The following is a 20,091-nucleotide window of genomic DNA, read 5'->3' on the forward strand; positions in this document are numbered from 1 at the left end:
TTCTTTTTTAAGCTTGCTCCTCAAAACGTCTTGCAATTTCCACAATAACTTGAACAGCTTTTTCCATAGTATCTACCGAAACATACTCAAATTTACCGTGATAGTTTTCACCACCAGTGAAAATATTCGGCGTCGGTAATCCCATATATGATAATTGTGATCCATCTGTGCCTCCGCGAATCGGATGAATATTTGGTTCAATGTCTAAACTTTTCATTGCTTCATATGCAATATCAACAATTTCTCTTACCGGTTCAATTTTTTCAAGCATGTTATAGTATTGATCATTCATTTCTAAAACGACTGCATCTTCGCCATATTTTTCTTGCATAGTCTTCACAATATTTTTAACGTTATTTTTACGTGCCTCAAAATTTTCACGATCAAAGTCTCGAATAATATAATACGCTTTACTTTGCTCAACATCACCATTTAAAGAAAGTAAATGATAGAATCCCTCATAGCCTTCTGTATATTCTGGCGCCTCTTCTACTGGTAAATACCCGTTAAACTCCATAGCCAGTTTAGTAGCATTGCGCATTTTATTTTTCGCTGTTCCAGGATGTGTATTCGTTCCGTTAAACGTTAACTTAGCACCTGCAGCATTAAAACTTTCATACTCTAAACCACCTAATGGACCTCCATCCATCGTATAAGCGAATGATGCACCAAACGCTTCTACATCAAAATGCGCTGGCCCACGACCAATTTCTTCATCCGGTGTAAATGCTACTCTTATTTTCCCGTGCTTAATTTGCGGATTATGTATTAAATGGTTCATTGCAACCATAATTTCTGTAAGACCAGCTTTATCATCTGCTCCTAGAAGTGTTGTACCATCAGTTGTAATAATGGTATGTCCTTTATATGATGGTAATTCCGGGAACTGCTCTGGTGTTAACACAACATTTAGCTCTTCATTTAACGTAATTGCATTACCATCAAAATTTTCATGAATTTGTGGTTTGACGTTTTTCCCTGTAAAGTCTGTTGCCGTATCTAAATGGGCTAAAAATCCGATTACAGGAACATCCTTGTCCGTATTAGCTGGAAGTGTTGCCATTACATAGCCATTATCATCCATCGTTACTTCTGTTAAACCAATTTCTTTTAGCTCTTCCACTAATAACTTACCAAACTCAATTTGTCCTGGTGTTGTTGGTACTGTATGACTTTCTTCATTTGATTGCGTATCAATTTTTACATATCTCGTAAATCTTTCAATAAGTTCTTGTTTCAAGTTCATTCACTCCCTTTTATGTTCCTCCCTCCATTATAATCCTTAAAACGAAATATTTTAACTTTTTTGACTGTGAAGATGTATATTTCATTTACATTGTTAACACTTTTACATAACAAAAAGAAAATTAGCGAACATATTTAAAGTACAGCTTAATACAAATAAATCCACCCTATTTACGACTCTCATCGCAAATAGGGTGTTGCTGTTTTTATCTCGCAATTTAAGAATATATACTACTCATTTACAATAAAAGTATATACATCATCATAAATACAGCCATTTACTTTAATCACATACTTCCCAGGTTTATTAAAACTAATTGTGTATTTATTTAACTGAATTGCTTCTTTATCTCCAGAAAGAATATCAATGCTTCTGCCACTTAATACATACAATTCATTTAGATTCATCGTTACATCAATTGTATTGAAATTTTCTACTTTCACTTGCTGTGCTTCCGCAACGCTTACACTTGGTTCTAAAAACAGTAGTCCACTTAATCCAATCGTACCTGCTAAAGCAACTCCCGCAAACTTTTTAATCTGTTTCATTACAATGACCTCCTTATAGATTTTACGTAAAGGCAATGTCCTCCCTTACACCACAAAGCCTATATGTAATGAAATGAAAAGTAAACGGGGACTGTAAGACAAAATTCTACATCTTTTTCTCCTATTGAATATAAATCCAACGTTTGGAATTTTGACACATTTAAAATTGTTTCCCTAAACCAATTTCTCCATAATTTATTCAAAGACTGAATAATTACTTATTTATTTAACATTCTAACAATAGTTGATAAAGATGCTTTCTATTCAAAAAAAGACTTTGCTATAAAAGTAACTTTTACAACAAAATCCATGCAACTAATTTTATTCAGCTTTCCATAATCTCTCTACATTCATTAATTGTTCTTCTTTAAATTCCATCTTATATATATCCGGTTTTGACGTATTCATTAAAAATTCAAAACCATATTGTTTATCAAAATAGTTCATCATTAATGTCATGACAAGCCCATGTGTACCAATTACAATTTTGCATCCTCGAAAATCCATTAAGATTTCTTTTAATACTTTCACTACTCTTCTCTGGCAATCTGCATATGACTCTCCTTCCGTTCGTGCAAAGTCCGGATTAGAGAACATCTTCTGTACAAGTGGATACACCTCTTTGTCTGATATAACCTGATCCTCACTTGAAAACATACACTCTTTAAGATTTTCATATACTACTATTTCTTTTTCATGGAAATTAGCTGACTCCTCTATCGTTAGCATAGCCCGATTATAAGGACTGGAAATAAAAGTATCAATCCTCTCCGCTTTTAATATGTCAGTTACTCTACGGGCATCCATATGTCCCCTCTCAGTTAATCCACGCATTCTTTCATTTCCTTCTAGTTTTGGTGATTCACCATGTCTAACCATATAAATATATGTGCTCATAATTTCTCCTTAAAATTTTTTATAAAGTGAAACTTTAATCAGCCCTCACTAATCGGGCTGCCCGGCAAATAGCGAGATAAGTTAATAAATCACGTTCATTTATCCCATTTCAACACTTAGGGGTAATACTAAAATACTTTATAAACTGTGCTGATTTGTTCGTCTAATCCATTCTCCTACTAAACTCTCAAATAATTCAGGCTGCTCAATTTGCAAATTATGCCCTGCCATATCTAACACTGCTAATGTTGCCCTTGGATATTCTTCAATAATTTCTATAATATTTTGATAACCTACTGATATATCTTGTCTTCCAGTCAGTAAAAGAACGGGATTTTCATATTTTTCATGCTGAAAATCCATAGTAAGAGAGTAATTCTTTTGCAACCTTTCAATAAATTCATAATTAGCAACATCTAACCCAGGCTTAATTTCTTCTTTAAATCGCTTATATGTATATTCATTTGCTATTACAGCTAACTCACAAAATTCCTCTCTTTCTGTGGAAGTGAGCGTATTTAAAAATTCCTCATCTTGTACAATTACCTGTTTATATGGAAGAATCCTTTTTTCTGGCTCCGCTACAACAACAGGACATACTAATAGTAATCCGCTAACTCTCTCAAACATCTTTGCAAGTATACCTTTGGCTAAATAGCCTCCATATGATTCTCCTACCAATAAAAATTTTTCAGTAGAAATGATTTCCTCAATAAATGTGATAAGCACTTCTACTATACGATCTGAACTATTTATCCAATTTGGAGCATTCGATTTTCCCATTCCAGGTAAATCAATATATATTCGCTTATAACCTTCATATTTCTGAAATACTGATTCCATACATTTCATCATTAACCTATGGTCAGGGGCGCAGCCATGTATGATAATGACCGGTTTACCCTCTCCCACAATTTCATAGTATATTTCTGCATCTTTAATTCGATATATCATAAAAAAGCCTCCCTATTTAGTGGCAATACTATTCCACTCTGTAAGAATACACGTTCTTATTTTATATCTTTTCTCAACATTTTCACAAATATTAATTTTCAGATTAAAAATAAAAAGCTCACCAAAAAAAGATACTCATCATTTTATATGCAATTTTGCATCTCCACTTACAAATCACTAAAAAAACTTTACAATTCAAAGGATGACTAAATATACAATTTCTATTTAAAGTCTTGATACAGTCTGTACTATCAACCGCAATATTTTTCCAACCTTAAGAATACTTACACTCTTTAACACTTTCCTTATAAACATGATTTTTATAAGGAAATCTGATACAATTCTTAAATAATATTATTATGTATAGATATAACGAACATAGTGCATAATTAAAGAAGGTGATTTCATTGAAATTAAATAAAAATTTACAATTATGTATATTAATCGGAACATTAATATGCTATTCAATCTATTTTATGTTTTTCTATCTATTCCCTACTCATTTTTCAAATTCAGATGTATGCTTCGCTTCACTTGTCGTTGAAGCCATTACATTTGTATCACTGATTTACTCTATATATTCTAAAAAAGTCAGTTCAAATCCGTTTTGGATATGTATTACAATAGCAATTGGTAGTTTTTTATTAGGGAAAATAGTATATACATATCAAGATAGCTTCTTCGAAATTCCAATACATCGTTTTACGGTTTCTGATGTATTTTACATGTTTTTTCTATTTTTCTGTCTTATCGCTTTCTGCTATAAAATCTTAAAGGAATGCAATAAATGGGAAAAAGCGTTCTTTATTTGTGATATATGCATAGTGCTTACTTCCATATTTACATTAGAATGGTATTTATTTAATCAACCAAATTTAAATATATTCGCTCTTTCACTAGGAGATGTTTTCCTTTCATTTTTATACCCAATTGCAGATTTATTATTTCTACTGCTAGGTGTTAGTCTCATTTTCCGTCCAACAATTTTTAATTCCAAACGGAAAATTTATATCTTTATTTTTGTATTAATAAGTTCTGCAACTTTTAACTATATTTATTTTTACTTAAATAACCACTTATCAACTGAAACGATAATATTATTACGTCTTTTATATAGAATACCTATATTACTTATTGCAATAGCTGGCTCTATTTCAGAAGATCATAATAGCCATAAAAATTATTTCCTTGTAAACCCTATAATAGGAAAAAAAGCTTTAGTTGTATTTCCCTATCTTGCTGTTGCAATACTAATCGGGTTTACATTAAAAGAACAAACATCATCTTCAACTCTCATTACAGGAAATTGTATTACTTTTATTTTCGTACTCATTCGTCATTCTATCGTACGTATGCAAAACAATTCCTTAACAAAACGTTTGCAGGCATTTAATGCCCAACTAGAAGAAAAAGTTACTTTACGGACGTCTGATTTAGTTCATAAATCAGAGGCTCTTTCTCAAAAACAGCAAAAGTTTAAATCATTATATGAATATCATCCTGACCCTATCTTCACCATTGATTTAAATGGAATATTCTTAAATGTAAATAAGGCTGGGAGTGTACTACTTGGGGCACCAACGGATGAGTTACTAGGTGAAACTTGTTTTTCGATCATTTTAGATGAAGATAAGCATAAGCTAGCATTGGCATTAGAAAAAGTGAAACAACAAGAATCGGCATTCTTACAACTTAGTTCTCAATATAAAGATGGCTTTACTTATTTTTTATACGTTACAATCATTCCTATTATAATAGACGGACAAATTTCAGGAAGCTATATTATGGTGAAAGATATTACTGCACTAAAAAAACAGCAAGAAGAAATAAAATATTTAGCATTCCATGACACTGTAACGAAAATTGGTAACCGTGCCTTTTTCCATAAGAAATTAAAGAGAGTTATAAAAAATGCTGAAATAACAGAAAGCGAGTTTGCATTATTATATTTAGATTTAGATCGCTTTAAAGCAATTAACGATACACTTGGACATTCATCAGGAGATTACATATTAGAAGAAGTAGCAAAGCGATTCCAATCATGTCTTCCATCACATACTCATCTTTCAAGAATCGGTGGCGATGAATTTACAATCATAATTGAAAACTATACTGACGAAGATTACTTATTCCAATTATGTAACCAATTATTTAAATGCATGAAAAAGTCATTTATCATACATGAGCATAAATTAACTTTATCACTGAGTATCGGCATCGCTATTTATCCACATTCCGGAATCGATACCGCTACACTTCTGAAAAACGCTAATGTTGCAATGTATGATGCAAAAGCAAAAGAACTTAACTCTGTATCTATTTATGACGATGTAATCGCTAAAAAAATTGAAAGACGATTGCGATTAGAAAAAGATTTACCAAACGCACTACAAAATGAAGAATTGTTCCTTTTGTATCAACCTCAAGTTGATAGTGAATCTAATAAAATTATCGGTGCAGAAGCTTTAATTAGGTGGAATCATCCTGAATTAGGTATTATTTCTCCATACGAGTTTATTCCGATTGCAGAAGAAACACTACAAATTATTTCAATAGGTAAATGGACATTAGAGCAGGCTTGTAAACAAATGAAACGTTGGCACGCACTCGGATATTCACATTTAAAAATAGGTGTAAATTTATCTGCTAAGGAATTTGAACAAGAGGATTTTGTAAAATCTATTTCTTCTACTTTAACAAATACAGGTTTACCAGCAAGCTCTCTTGATCTTGAATTAACAGAGCGAATTGCAATGATGGATGAGCGAGAAACATTGATAAAACTGCGTACACTAAAAAGTTTAGGGATTCACATTTCTATCGACGATTTTGGTACAGGTTATTCTTCGCTAGCCTACTTACCTTTGTATCCAATTGATACGTTAAAAATCCCGAGAGAATTTATTACAATGTCTGAAACATGTGATGATGGAATGGAAATTATTAAAACGATCATCACATTAGCAAATACATTAGGAATGTCTGTCATTGCTGAAGGTGTAGAAACGAAAGAGCACGTAAATTTCCTTCAAAAAAATAAATGTCAGTTTATTCAAGGTTATTATTACAGTAAACCTATCCATATTCATGCATTTACTGAGCTATTAGAAAACGGCATTCACCCATAGTACATAACTAATTAGAACAAATATAGCAAAAAGGAAAGAAGATACCTTCTTTCCTTTTGTTTTTCTATTTACATTTCTATTACTTCACCACTTCATTTATTATATCTATTATTTGATGAATTCCCTCATCATTTGTTTTCTTATATCCATTCATGTTTTGAATATATTTCTCCTTATTTGTATACAACTTATTTACTGCATGTATAAATGTATTCGTACTTACTCTGTCTTGGAGTATAACTTCCGCATATCCTTGCCGTGAAAAATATTCAGCATTTAAAACTTGATCTCCCCTACTGGAACTGTTAGTTAACGGGATAAGCAACATCGGTTTCTTCAAAAATAACAATTCAGAAATAGCAGTAGAACCCGCTCTAGAAACTACAACACTTGCCATATTTAGTATATGCGGCAACTCGTCGCCTATATATTCAAATTGCATATATCCCTCCATGCCAATAGATGGGTCTACCTTCCCTTTACCACATATATGAATAATATTAAAGTTTAATAGTATTGTATCTACACATTCCCTTACCATATCATTTATCCACTTAGCACCCTGACTCCCACCCATAATTAATAATACTGGTTTATCTTGCTGAAATTCACAATATCTTCTTCCTCGTAATACGTTACCCTTCTCAATTTCTTCCCTTACAATTGGTCCTACATAAACCTTCTTCTCATTACTTACATTTTCTCCTGTCTGAGGAAATGTTGTGCATAGCTTTGTAGCAAAAGGTAATGCTATTTTATTGGCAAGCCCTAATGTGCTATCTGGTTCACGTATAATTATAGGCACACGATTTAACCATGCTCCTATAGCTACAGGAACTGAAACAAATCCTCCTGCTGAAAAGATAACGTCAGGCTTTGTTTTCTTAATTAAATTATAACTTTGTAAACAACCGCGTATAATTTTAAAAGGATCTTTAAAATTCTCCCAATCCCAATATCTCCTAAGCTTTCCCGTTGAAACACTATTGTATTTAACATTTTGCACTAATGATTTTTCAATTCCATTTTTGGATCCAATATACTCGACTCTCCAGCCTTTCTCTATAAATTTAGGAATTAATACAATATTAATCATAACGTGTCCGGCTGTACCGCCCCCAGTAAAAAGAATCGTTTTGCTCATAACTTATACCCACCTTTATTATTAAAAATCTAGCTTTCTCTTTACCTTTTAAATGTAAATAAACTTATTATTTTTTATATAAATCTTTAACTCCACCTCTATATCTTGTAAAAGATCGTTAATGAGTTCATAAAAATCATTTCCATACTCACTACACTCGTATTGAGCAAAGATTTGAATCACATACCTAGTTTCCGTCTCTAATGCTGACTTTATTTGATTAACCCTTTTTTCTTCTACATACGCTTGATATTTATGTATTGCCTCATACAGACGCAATACATGCGCTTCTTCATCTCTCCAATCCAACGTATCAACAATTGAAAGAAATAGCGTATTTTGATTATCTATTATTTCATAATCATTCATATATTTCTTACACCCTTTTTTGTTTTTCATTGCATGCAGATGTCACTACACTTCGCATACTCAAGTACATCTTTTAATGATTGATGAAATTCAATTTCTGGGATCCAACCTAACCTTTTTATTTCCTCTATTGCTAAACTCTCATTTGAGTCGCTCCCACTTTTCCCTGTTTCCTCTATAAAAAAATTTAGCTGTGTTAATTCTTTATATTGTTCTAGTACATTTAATAAAGATTGTTTTACTCCTGATCCGATATTATATTGTTTTCCATTTATTCCATCTCGTAATAACACATGATACGCTTTAATCGCATCACGTACATCTAGAAAATCTCTACTATCTTTCAAACTGTTTACTTCAATAATGGCTTTACTTCTACCTGATTCTATATCTATCATTTTCTTTGCGAGAATCGAACAAATGCCATTCGATTCCCCTGGACCAATTAAGTTTGAGGGCTTTGCAATGATAATATTTGAATCCATTAATCCTCCCCAAGCCTCTGCGATAATGACTTGCATCGTTTTACTTAAACTATATGGATTTGAAATTTTTATTTCGTTCATACTATCTGCTTGCAAAGCAGATCCTATAACTAATGTTCTACAATGCGAGGCTTCTTGCTTAATTGCTTCTAATAAATATAACGTTCCTATTACATTAATCTCTATATACTCAAGAGCAGCTGTCCAAGATTCTATAACCGAATTCCTTCCTGCTAAATGCAATACGTAGTCTGGCTTTATTTGTTTCATTACCTTCATTACTTCGCTCTTATTAGTTAAATTACACGTAATACCATTTCTAATTTTTTCTCTATGTGCACGATTTTGAAACATAGGAATTACATGAAAGCCCTGCTCTAAAAAATAGTGGCAAGCATGGCGTCCTGTGAAACCATTTGCACCAGTTATTAAAAGGCTCGCATTTTTTTTCATCGCAAAAACCCTCCTTTTAATAGCATTTGTTTCACCTCATGTTTTGCAAGCAAGTCTTGTTGAGAACTAAAACTCTTCACATCCACTAGCGGATAGCTAGAATAATATTCTTGAAGTCCTTCGATAGGAATCGTCGGTAGTACCACAAAATAATTTTGATCAAAACTTATACTTGTTTTACTCTCTACCTCAGATAGAAGCATTTCACTTAATTTTTCACCCGGTCTTATCCCTACCTCTTTCACCTTAATATTTTCTTTTTTTGAATCTTCAATTAATATTTCTGCTAAATCTGTTATTTTACATGCCGGCATTTTCATAACAAAGATTTCCCCGCCTCTACCTTGATATACTGCTTTAAATAACAATCCAACAGCATCTTCAACTGTTAAGAAAAATCTAGTCATATTCGCATCGGTAATCCCTACTGGTGAAGATCTTTTAATTTGTTGTTTAAAAAGTGGTACTACACTTCCACTCGTTCCTAAAACATTTCCACCACGAACACAAATGAATTTTGTTTTCTTCGTTTGTATATTCGCATGAACCATTAATTTTTCACCAATTGCTTTTGTCATCCCATACGTATTTGATGGATCGGCTGCTTTATCCGTTGAAACATATATAACTTTTTCAACTTGCATCTGTATAGAGGCTTCAATTACATTTTGCGTACCATGTATATTGGTTTTTATAGCTTCATAAGGATAATACTCACATACTGGAACATGTTTTAAAGCTGCAAGATGGAACACATAATGTACACCTTGGCAAGCATAGACTAGTTGATCTTTATCACGAATATCTCCAATAATAAATTTTAACCTATCATCATTTATATACTTTTGCTGCATTTCAAACTGAACCGTTTCATTTCTTGAAAAAATTCTAATTTCTTTCGGTGATTTTTCTAATAATTGTTTTATAAGTTCATGCCCCCACGAACCTGTCCCACCAGTAATTAAAATTATTTTATTTAACATTCTTTTTCCTCCTACGAAACATCTCAATTTAAATAATATTTATTGAATTATTTTCAATTGATTCGAATCATAATCGTCGTTTGTTACATTTAATTGACAAAATAAAAAAACAGAAACTATTAAACATAGTTTCTGTTTTTCATTTCACCTCACAACAGTAAGATTTTTTATACTGTTTGCATGATAAATATAAATAAATTCCTTGTAAAAAAACACCGCTCATTTATTTCTTATACTCGTAATAAAATAAATAGAATGATTCATAGCCAATAATCATGTTTAAATTTATGAAAAAGGGAGGTAACGGAATGGACCGAAGCAATTCAAATCATACATATAACGGACCTTCCAAAGCACTGCCTCTCTCCCTATTCGACGTAAAAAATGAATTAAAACAAAAAAGCAAGCTTATTCCTTCTGACACCATGTATAAATTAACGAAAGAAGAACAACTCATCATCAACAAAATAAAAATACAAACAGAACAGCTAAATAAAAATAATGTTACAAGAACACGCGCATACTACCAATTTTACATTCAATATCCAGAAATACATTGGGCACTGCTTGGACATATGGTATCACGTAACGGCGGTTGGAATATGACTGATTTAAAGGGGGATTTATATACGAGAATTTTATCAGAGAAAGATCAATTCATATTTTTTTCTTTTTTAGAAAGAGGGAATTGGCTTATTTTCCAAGATGTATACCCTCAATTTTTACTTTACGAACAAAGTGTAAAGAGATCACAAAAGTTATTTCACCTTCTTTCTCACCTAAATGTTTCTACATTTATGGAAACGATGTGGAACCATTTTTGGAAAACAGGTAACAAAAAAACTTTAGCGATTGCAACTATTATTAATGAACAAAACTACTTAGAAAAAAGAGTGATTCAAAATGTACAATTTAAAAAGACTGTACTAAATAGTATTGGATTTAAACTCTTTGATTTCTTTCAGTTTAATCATATTCTTTTCCCATTCTACGAAAATGATAAGAAACAAAAAGTATTACTATTTGGTGATACAATGAAACATTTCACTTCCTTACATGAACGGATATTAATCGGAAAAAGATTGTACTCATTATTATTTCGAGATACACATGTTTTATCTCAAATAATAAGCTGGGCTCAACACCATCCACATACAGGATCAAGGAAAGATTACTGGCCCCATTTATTTTCAAGTGTAAATGAATCTTTTTCCCGTGAGTTTTATAAGCGCCGAATAAAGAAATGCCAGTTACGAAATGGCGCTTATCGCATATACAGCCCTGCACTCATCTATGCATGGCGAGATATGAAGCATGAAGAAGTTGACAGTGAAGATTGGTTTACCGATTGGCAAGTTGTAAATTACTTAGTTGATAAGGAGGAAAATATAAATGGACAAATTACAGAAGACTACTGCAAAACACTCGAAAAAATTGAACTCGCCATTCTCGCAAAGAAAAATGTCCTCCTCCGAGAAGAAGAATGAGTTTCTAGCATTAGTAGTTACAATCTTTCTCTCTTCTATTATTGGAACTTGCTTAGATGCCTTTTTTGTTCATAAACAAATATATTCCTTTCCGGCTAGGCCCTTCTCATCCACATTTTCGGTTAATATAGCTTTTACATTGTTCGTACTGCCGATTTTAACAGTTATCTTTATACACATTTCAAAAAAATTATCTAAAGTTTCTAGAATTTTATTTATTATTTCAATCGGTATTTGTGCTAGCCTTTTTGAACAGGTTGCTGAAAGTTTAGGTTTATTTGTACATAGTGCGAATTGGAACCATACATATTCTTTATTTGGTTATATGATTTTTCATTCTTTTATTTGGAACGTATATAATTGGATAAAAAAATAAAGAGACCATTATAGGTCCCTTCTTAAGCATACTCTTCCGTTATTGCTAATGGTGCCAATGTTTGAAGGCTTTTAGAGCGTAAACGATAGGCAACGACTTTCTTCTTATATTGCTTAATGACATCAACATGTTCCTCATAGCTATATAGAGAAAATCTAATCTCTTTATTCCCTTTCTTCGTATCAATGACTATTGGTGTCCCTTCTCCGTGCGGCGGGAAATAATGTTTATCTAAAAACAAAGCCTCATTAAATTCATGAATAACTTGTAGTTTCATTTCTCCCTCTATATTTTTTCCATCTATCGATATAGAAGTATTTTCCGCCTCAAGCTTTTGATGCAATTCAAATCTACTAATAATTGATTCTACAACAGAAGTGGGCATACTAGAAACTAGCACTTTAAGAGCGCCAAAAATAAATAATGTAACTATAAACCATGTTGTCATTTTCATCATCTCCATTACATTTTAAAATATAAATTTCGTTCCATACGGTATGAATATACTAATGAGTATTCCAGTTACAATCATCGTCACCGAACCGATTGTCGCCTCTTTCTCGCCTTCCTTCACGAGACGGCTCACACCGATAATATGTGATGCACAGCCCATTCCAACTCCTTTTCCAATCGTACTTGTTATACTGAAAAACTTAAGTACTGTTGGTCCGATCATAGCGCCTGTTATTCCTGCAACAACTACAAAACTAGAAGTCATAGATGGAATACCACCAATTTGATCCGCTAATGATAGGGCAATAGGCATCGTTGCTAACTGTGGTAAAGTAGTTAATATAAGTTCCTTATCTATATTTAAAATTCCGCCAATCACTACATTCATACTCGTTACAGCCACTATACCTATCACTACTCCAATAAGTATCGATAAAAAATTTTTCATAAGTATCTTTCGCTCTTTAAATAGAGGTATGGCTAATGCTACAATTGCAGGGCTCAATAAGCTTGAAAGAATGTCTCCTCCATTTTCCCTATACTCATGATGAGAAATACCAAAAATGAAAAATAAACAAATCATAATTGCCGTAACTGTTAACACCGGTAACGTAAATGCAAACGTAAATTTTTCATATAGCTTTGTCGCCAAGAAATAAATTGCTACAGTAATAATAATTAAGACCATTTGAATCGTGCACCTTGTCGATTTTATTTTTTTGTTGTTATTAATAATTGACTTATATACCCTGAAACAATCAAAGTTACTACAGTACTTGCAACTACTAAAAGGAATATAATACTCCCCTTACTGAAAAGAAAAGACCCGTATTCCATCAGCCCTGTTGTCGAAGGGATTAAAAATAACGGTAAAAATACGATTAACTTTTCCGCACCTAACTCAAACCATTTTAACGGTAAAATGCGAGTGGAAAGGAGCAGGAACAGCATTAACATCCCTATTAAACTTCCTGGCATTGATAGATGGAATACTCCTTGAATCCACGTACCCACTAGGCTAAATACATATAGCACGCCTACTTGAAGTAAAAGCGTCACGTACTTCATTTCTTTCCCTCATTTCACTATCACACATCCATATTATGAAATCTCATGTAGCGTGTCGGCAAACCGTTTAATTCCAAGTTGAATTTGTTCTATATTCGCTCTACCAAACGTAAATCGTATATATTCATTTTTCGAACCTAAAACACTGCCCGGAACAAATGCGACACCATTCAGTATAGATTCACCTAATAAGTGATATTCATCAAACTTTCCTTTCACTTTACACCATACATGTATTCCACCCTCTGGCACGAAACATTCAACTCGGTCTCCCAATGTTCCTTCAAGCTCTGCAATTAATTCATCTCTTCTTTGCTTCAATTGTCCACGAAGTATCGCAATATGTGTATGAAAATCCTTTGATTCTAAAAATTGATTTGCTACCCACTGCGTAAATACACTATGGCCAAAATCAACTTGTTGCTTTGCATCTGCTAAACGCTCAATTACACGTGTAGGACCAATTATCCATCCAATACGTAATCCTGATGCAACAATTTTTGATAATGAACTTATATAAAGAACATTTCCATTTTGGTCCATTGATTTTAATGTCGGGTTCACTTCTCCATTAAAAGAAATTAAACTATACGGATCATCTTCTACAATTGGTATACCGAACTCAGAAGACAGTTCTAAAATTTTTTTACGTCTCGCTAATGAAAGCACAGTACCTGTTGGATTTTGATAATCTGGATTCAAAAATACCATACGAATGCGATGCTTTTTGTGCAAATCTATTAAGTCATCTGGATTCATTCCATGCTCATCAACAGGTAAATGAAATATGTTTAAACCGGCCGATTTAAACATTGGAAGCGAAAAACAATATGACGGATCTTCAATCGCAATCGCATCGCCAGGTTTTAATAAACATTGAACGATAAGATTAAGCGCCTGTTGTGCTCCTGACGTAATAAGAATAGAGCTTGAATCTGCTTCAATTTGTTTATATTGCTGAACATGTGCTGCAATTGTTTTTCTCAACATCTCATTTCCAAGTGGATGGTCATAGCCGAGGTTTTCCATAAATGTTTTCTCCGACAAAATTGTTCGAAATCTATCACTTGGAATTAATTCTGGTGACAGTTCACCACTTGCTAAATTAATTAAATCATCTTTTTGTGTTTCCGTTCGAATTTGTTGAACGAGTGGTACGTTAGGTAAGAACGATCCATCCTCCACGTACCTACCCCAGTTCGGTATTCGTTTATGTGAGACACCCCATATATCTGTATTGACCCGTGTTCCGCTTCCCTTTTGTCGTTCTACTACTCCAAGTGATTTTAATTCTTCATACGCAGCTACTATTGTACTCCGGTTCACCTGTAATTTCTTTGCTAACATACGCTCAGAAGGTAACTTACTATCAGAAGGAAATTCGCCTGAAGAAATGCCTCTTTCAATATAATCCGCAATTTGTTTATATACAGGTGTCTTATCTGCACGATTTGGTTTCCATTCCATATAGTTGCCCCCTCTCAAAACTAACTATATTTTACTCACTAATAACAGTATTGACTGTAATAATAGTATTAATTAATTACATGATTTAAAAATCTTTCTACTGTCATATTAAAGCTACTTGGCTTTTCTAAATAAGGTAAGTGTCCACTATTTTTAAACTCAATAAAAGTTGTATTTTTCAAACGGCTTTCAAACTCTCTTACATATTTCTCGGGGACAAAATCATCATTTTCCCCTCTTATAATTAAAACGGAACATGTAATATTCGAAAGAAATGGTCTTTGATCATAATCTACTAATTCAGCAAATAATCTTTGAATATGCACCGGATTAATAAACTGTAAAGATTGATAAAATCCCCTGACAATTACTTCATTATTCGCTACTCCCATCGCCTTCAACAATGTATCCGCCCATTTTTTCCCGTTATCATGTAAGCTAAGCAAATCATATACTTCAAGCCGCTTCTTTCGATCCTCAGGCTCCAAATAGGGAAATGCATTTACAATAATTAAGCTAGAAACACATTCTGGATATTGGATAGCAAAATCAACACCTACTCTAGCCCCTTTTGAAAGTCCACAAATGACTACTTTTTGTAACTTTAAATAATTGCATAACTCATACAAAACATTTACATATTCTTTAAAGTTAATTTCTAGCCCTCCAGATTTTCCATGTCCTGGTAAATCAAGTGAGATCACTGTCCATTTCCCCTTAAAATATTGCCTTTGATATAACCAATTATTTGCGTTTCCTCCAAGCCCATGTAAAAACAATATGACTGGACCTGATCCTTCTATATTATAAAAAACCTTTCGATTCTTATATACAAAATACATATTCATCACCTTCAGCTGTAGCATCACTTATTTTTATCTTTGAATGAATATATCCAAAACGGTTCTCTTTCTAACCACTCGACTGTTTCCGGTACACCATCTTCATACTCTCTTTTTAGTTCTGTTACTTTAGTCGTAAACTGTGATGCATGTGCTTGCAATGCTTCTAGCTTTTTTGGAACATATTCTTTCACTTCATTTTTAAAATGTGGCGGACCTATTTCCACTTCATGATTATTTGAAAAAGCTACCGCATAAAACGTTGGTCTTTTATTTTCCTGAATAGTAGCTAAAGCCGCAGCCACCGCTTCTCCTGTTGCATCATGATCTGGATGAACTGCATATCCCGGATAAAAAGAAATGACCAATGAAGGATTCAATTCTTCTACACATTTTTGTATTACACGTCTTAACTCTCCAGGAATTTCAAATTCAAGGGTCTTATCACGATATCCCATCATACGTAAATCTTTAATACCTAAAATATTTGTAGCCCTCTTTAGTTCTTTCTCTCTTATAGCATATAATGATTCACGTGTTGCAAAAGGAGGATTTCCCATCGCTCTCCCCATTTCACCTAACGTTAAGCAAACATAAGTTAGAGGAACATTCCGCTGGACATAAGCTAAAATTGTACCCGCCACGCAATATGACTCATCATCTGGATGCGGAAAAACAATTAAAACGTGACGTTCATTTTTTATCAAAATCATCTTCCTCCATCATACACAATATTAACCTTTTTCTTTAAAAACTATTAAATCACTACTGCATACCACGTTACTCCAACAAGTAGTACGAAAAGAAGGATAATATAAATAGTTGATAAGTTTTTCACATTTCTCTTTGTAGACTTTCCGTAATTCTCCTCCACGTTTCTTGCAACTAGTACAGTCCCAAATAGCGATACAATTACAATAATAACGACTAGTGAAATTGCAAAACTCATTGTCTTTTCACCTCTCTAAGACCCATCTATTTTAATTAAAGAACTTACATAAAAACCTTCCTCTTTAAAACGTTGATAACATACTACCTTTCTTCTCTTATCATAATAGATGTTTGTAAAAAGCGGACCAACCACTTTCGTGTTTTTTTACTCATCCACTTTAAAAATAAAAAGAAGCGATATATTTTATCGCTTCTCACTCTCATCATCTTTATTCTTTTATTAATGACTTATTCGCTCTTATAACTTCTTGATACAATAATGGTGACCACTTTTCATTTATGTAGTCTTGAATTACCCAGCCTACTCTCGCAGGATTCTTTTGTTTTATATGGTTTGCAATTTCAGGATTTATATAAGAGGCATAGTAATATGGACTATTCCATGCTGTACCACCAGAAGACAAGCTTGTAAAATTTATATATAGATGATTTAAATCCTCACTATTGTTCATCGTTTCATTCATTGTATCTTTAATAGATTTTACTTTCTCATCATAACTCACTTTATATTTATCTTGTACTGTTACATTTACATTTTGATTTACAGTTGTGGTAAACGTCTCATTATCCGGCCAATAAAAATTATTATATCCTCCAGATTCATTACTACCACTATATCTTTTTAGTAGTACAATTTTCCCACGAGCATCTCCAAGTTTTATATTTCCTTCTGTTTTTAAAAAGATAGGATCAACAAAATAATTTTTTTCAAACGTACTACTAAATGAATCTTCTGCCCCTTTCATATCCTCATACTCTTTTTTTAAGGACATAATAATCGTTTCACTCGGATTATCTCTTAAAAATTGTTTCGCTTCGTTTATGAATTCATGCAGTGTTACATAAAGATATAATGGCCCATGATGAAGAACTATCGTATTATCATCTGTTAAACGTCCTCTTATATCAAAAATGCGAGCTCCATGGTCCATTTGATAGCGAAAATCATATTCTTGCGTCATTCCCCATACTTGCTTAATCGGATTTTGCAACTTGAACGTCCCACTATCGTGTGTTCCTGGAATTGAAATTCGTGCTAACGGGATATTATCAGGTATAGGTTGCATCCATTTCGACCAATTTTCAAGCTCATTAACAGAGCTAGCTGCAACTACTTGCTTATCATGTAAAGCAAATACAAATGTGATAAATATTGTACTACATATGAATAATTTCAAAATTAACTTCTTATTGCTCATTATTATCCCTCTCTTTTTCTGTTTTTATATCAAACTTATTGAATATAATATAAGCTAGTTCAGAAAAAATAAATAATATTTCATCAATATGAAATATTGCATAGAAGTAAAGTTAAAAAATCATTCACATATACTAAATTAGAAAAATTTAAAGGAACTTCATCTGAAGTTCCTTTTACTTATTTTATGTTCAATACGTATGAACCACCTTTATTCTCATATTTATAGACGTATAAATAATATTTACCTGGCTTTGCATTATAAGTTCCTTTAACTACATTGCCTTCATTTTCACCATATGCTACATAGTTATTTAAATCTGATTCATGATGAAGTACCCATGTCATTCCGATATTTTGTTCATTTAGTAAAGAAATATTAATATTTTCCGGCGAGTCAATTTGGAAAGTAAATACATCTACTCTATCACTATTATGTAGCGTTCCTTTCACCGGTGTATGAAAGTTAACTTTATTTGCCTGTCTAGGCTCATTATTTGGTTCATTTTCTGTTACTTGTAATTCATTCCCACCGTTTGGTTTTCTTTGTTCATAGCCTAAGTTTACTAGTATAGACTTCAAATCTGGTAAAACACCAATTTTATCTGCATATGGATCTTTAGATTTTGTTCCTGTGCTCTGGTTGCTTAATATTGCTCTTAGTTCACTAGGTCTATATGGTTGTCCTAAATTTTCTTTAGCAATGCTTTGTACTAAAGTCGCTGCCCCAGCAATAATTGGCGAAGCACTAGATGTTCCACTAAAGCTTGAAGTATAAAGATTTACAGCACTTCTACTTTGTTCAGCTGTAGTTGTATCTACATTTTCTCCCCATCCGTACACATCAATACGGCTTCCATAATTCGAAAACCACATACGTTCATGAGGGAAAGATGAAGAGCCAGCGCCTACCATAATTGCACCCGAATCTTTAAAATCTTTACTATTACGATTTAAGACTTGCTTACCTTTTCTATCTTTGAACTGGTCTAAATCATTCCACCCATTTGCTCCAGCCTCTATAATTACAATCCCTTTATCTGTACCAGCACGAATTGCATCAAAGATATCTGGTTGTACTTCAACAGGTAAATATTTATCACCATATCCATCGAAAGATGCTTGCGCCTCTAACAATAAAACATCCCCAGCTTCTAACTGATTTACAGCGCTTAATATTGCATCAGCCGTATTATACTGTCCGTTATCTCTTATTTGAGAGATAACCTTTGCTTTCGCTTTTGGCGCAATCCCAATATTCCCGACTTCATTGTCCTCAGAGGATACAATTCCTAGTACAGACGTCCCATGACCGACATGCTGATCTATATTTCTTCCAGACATTAATTCAATATTTTGATGTAATAAATCCTCATGATTTAATAGCCATCCGTATTCCATATCAACAAAAGTGATACCATTTCCATTACCGCCTTGAATTTCCCAGGCGAAAGGCGCATTAATACCGTATGGGGCCGCTTCAAGATAACCTTGCTTTTTAAATCTAGGATTGTTACTAGGATTAAGAGCTACACTTGATGATTGCACTTCAGGTGGCATTATTTTCTCTTTTCTCTTCATATATGCATCTTCTATTAAAGAAGATGCCTTTAACTTATCTACTATTTCTTCTTCATACCCACTATTTTGATTTTGAAGAATATAGTAGTTTAATAAACTTGTAGATACATGATTAGGTGCTTTCACTTCAAGGTTTTGTATTTGTTCCGGGCTTACAGATGTGAATAAACGAGTAAATGTTACATCTGGATATTCTGTCAAAAGATCTTTTATTACTTTATCATTCGTTTGAGATTGTATTTGTTTTTCAATACCATCTTCATATGGCAAATCCAAATCCGCTTTAAATTTTACAATGATTTGCTTATCTGTTTCTTGTTCTATCCCTGATTTAATCTGCTGTTCTATAGAATCAGCATGTACACTATTGATAGTACCCCCTGTTCCTAAAAGTGTTGTAATGATTACAGTTGACGCACACATTTTTCGAAATATTTCCATTGCATTAATCCTCCTATTAA

At 32.9% G+C, this 20,091-nt stretch carries 20 protein-coding genes; 3 read left to right on the forward strand and 17 right to left on the reverse strand.

What is annotated here, in order from left to right; translation table 11 throughout:
• Positions 1 to 7 precede the first annotated feature (7 nt).
• From pepT to V6946_RS19770, 4 genes are all read right to left on the reverse strand, one after another.
• Positions 8 to 1,240: a peptidase T gene (gene pepT / locus V6946_RS19755; protein ID WP_000807014.1), complete on the reverse strand. Its 1,233-nt coding sequence runs from the start codon at positions 1,238 to 1,240 to the stop codon at positions 8 to 10.
• A gap of 236 nt (positions 1,241 to 1,476) precedes the next feature.
• Positions 1,477 to 1,794, reverse strand: a complete 318-nt coding sequence (locus V6946_RS19760; protein WP_000809495.1) for a hypothetical protein — start codon at positions 1,792 to 1,794, stop codon at positions 1,477 to 1,479.
• A 321-nt stretch (positions 1,795 to 2,115) separates the two neighbouring features.
• Positions 2,116 to 2,691, reverse strand: a complete 576-nt coding sequence (locus V6946_RS19765; protein WP_000109179.1) for a histidine phosphatase family protein — start codon at positions 2,689 to 2,691, stop codon at positions 2,116 to 2,118.
• 138 nt (positions 2,692 to 2,829) lie between these two features.
• Entirely contained in the window at positions 2,830 to 3,645 is an 816-nt protein-coding gene (locus V6946_RS19770) for an alpha/beta fold hydrolase (RefSeq protein ID WP_000640337.1), read from the reverse strand.
• Between the two features lie 407 nt (positions 3,646 to 4,052).
• On the opposite strand from V6946_RS19770, the gene V6946_RS19775 reads away from it, so the two are divergent.
• Positions 4,053 to 6,773: a bifunctional diguanylate cyclase/phosphodiesterase gene (locus tag V6946_RS19775; protein ID WP_366981324.1), complete on the forward strand. Its 2,721-nt coding sequence runs from the start codon at positions 4,053 to 4,055 to the stop codon at positions 6,771 to 6,773.
• A 79-nt stretch (positions 6,774 to 6,852) separates the two neighbouring features.
• Here V6946_RS19775 and V6946_RS19780 read toward each other — a convergent pair whose 3' ends face one another.
• The 4 genes from V6946_RS19780 to V6946_RS19795 are packed head-to-tail and all read right to left on the reverse strand — an operon-like array spanning position 6,853 to position 10,207.
• Positions 6,853 to 7,917, reverse strand: a complete 1,065-nt coding sequence (locus V6946_RS19780) for an undecaprenyldiphospho-muramoylpentapeptide beta-N-acetylglucosaminyltransferase (RefSeq protein ID WP_000047564.1) — start codon at positions 7,915 to 7,917, stop codon at positions 6,853 to 6,855.
• Between the two features lie 48 nt (positions 7,918 to 7,965).
• Positions 7,966 to 8,316, reverse strand: a complete 351-nt coding sequence (locus V6946_RS19785) for a DUF6572 domain-containing protein (RefSeq protein ID WP_015055176.1) — start codon at positions 8,314 to 8,316, stop codon at positions 7,966 to 7,968.
• The gene (locus V6946_RS19790; RefSeq protein ID WP_000739075.1) at positions 8,313 to 9,224 is read right to left on the reverse strand and encodes an NAD-dependent epimerase/dehydratase family protein; all 912 of its coding nucleotides are present in this window, start codon (positions 9,222 to 9,224) and stop codon (positions 8,313 to 8,315) included. The genes V6946_RS19785 and V6946_RS19790 overlap by 4 nt, the downstream gene beginning before the upstream one ends.
• Entirely contained in the window at positions 9,221 to 10,207 is a 987-nt protein-coding gene (locus V6946_RS19795; protein WP_025709010.1) for a UDP-N-acetylglucosamine 4,6-dehydratase family protein, read from the reverse strand. The genes V6946_RS19790 and V6946_RS19795 overlap by 4 nt, the downstream gene beginning before the upstream one ends.
• Positions 10,208 to 10,515: 308 nt before the next feature.
• Between V6946_RS19795 and V6946_RS19800 the strand changes: the two genes are divergently transcribed.
• Positions 10,516 to 11,694, forward strand: a complete 1,179-nt coding sequence (locus tag V6946_RS19800; RefSeq protein WP_000376164.1) for a DUF2515 domain-containing protein — start codon at positions 10,516 to 10,518, stop codon at positions 11,692 to 11,694.
• Positions 11,669 to 12,070, forward strand: a complete 402-nt coding sequence (locus V6946_RS19805; RefSeq protein WP_033692454.1) for a CBO0543 family protein — start codon at positions 11,669 to 11,671, stop codon at positions 12,068 to 12,070. Before V6946_RS19800 ends, V6946_RS19805 begins: the two co-directional genes overlap by 26 nt.
• A 22-nt stretch (positions 12,071 to 12,092) precedes the next feature.
• Here the strand turns inward: V6946_RS19805 and V6946_RS19810 are convergent, their stop codons facing one another.
• The 9 genes from V6946_RS19810 to V6946_RS19850 all read right to left on the reverse strand — a co-directional run bounded on the left by V6946_RS19810 (position 12,093) and on the right by V6946_RS19850 (position 20,071).
• Positions 12,093 to 12,518 carry a YfmQ family protein gene (locus tag V6946_RS19810; RefSeq protein ID WP_000214623.1) on the reverse strand — a complete coding sequence of 142 codons (426 nt, stop codon included), beginning with the start codon at positions 12,516 to 12,518 and terminating at the stop codon, positions 12,093 to 12,095.
• 21 nt (positions 12,519 to 12,539) lie between these two features.
• Positions 12,540 to 13,211 (reverse strand): LrgB family protein, encoded by a 672-nt coding sequence (locus tag V6946_RS19815; RefSeq protein ID WP_006922209.1) that lies wholly within the window; start codon positions 13,209 to 13,211, stop codon positions 12,540 to 12,542.
• A 23-nt stretch (positions 13,212 to 13,234) separates the two neighbouring features.
• Positions 13,235 to 13,591, reverse strand: coding sequence for a CidA/LrgA family holin-like protein (locus tag V6946_RS19820; RefSeq protein WP_000878492.1), 357 nt, complete (start codon positions 13,589 to 13,591; stop codon positions 13,235 to 13,237).
• Between the two features lie 33 nt (positions 13,592 to 13,624).
• Entirely contained in the window at positions 13,625 to 15,058 is a 1,434-nt protein-coding gene (locus V6946_RS19825) for a PLP-dependent aminotransferase family protein (protein WP_006922208.1), read from the reverse strand.
• Positions 15,059 to 15,126: 68 nt separating this feature from the next.
• Entirely contained in the window at positions 15,127 to 15,900 is a 774-nt protein-coding gene (locus V6946_RS19830; RefSeq protein WP_326302892.1) for an alpha/beta hydrolase, read from the reverse strand.
• A gap of 23 nt (positions 15,901 to 15,923) precedes the next feature.
• Entirely contained in the window at positions 15,924 to 16,604 is a 681-nt protein-coding gene (bshB2, locus tag V6946_RS19835) for a bacillithiol biosynthesis deacetylase BshB2 (RefSeq protein ID WP_042867561.1), read from the reverse strand.
• Positions 16,605 to 16,657: 53 nt separating this feature from the next.
• A complete protein-coding gene (locus V6946_RS19840; RefSeq protein ID WP_000006467.1) occupies positions 16,658 to 16,849 on the reverse strand; it encodes a hypothetical protein in 192 nt (63 codons plus the stop codon).
• A 211-nt stretch (positions 16,850 to 17,060) separates the two neighbouring features.
• Positions 17,061 to 18,050 (reverse strand): phosphatidylinositol diacylglycerol-lyase, encoded by a 990-nt coding sequence (gene plcA / locus V6946_RS19845; RefSeq protein WP_000066288.1) that lies wholly within the window; start codon positions 18,048 to 18,050, stop codon positions 17,061 to 17,063.
• Positions 18,051 to 18,229: 179 nt separating this feature from the next.
• Entirely contained in the window at positions 18,230 to 20,071 is a 1,842-nt protein-coding gene (locus V6946_RS19850; protein ID WP_006922160.1) for a peptidase, read from the reverse strand.
• Positions 20,072 to 20,091 lie beyond the last annotated feature (20 nt).

The sequence above is a fragment of the Bacillus sp. PPSBB_2 genome (genome assembly GCF_045291115.1).
Taxonomy (GTDB): Bacteria; Bacillota; Bacilli; order Bacillales; family Bacillaceae_G; genus Bacillus_A; species Bacillus_A cereus.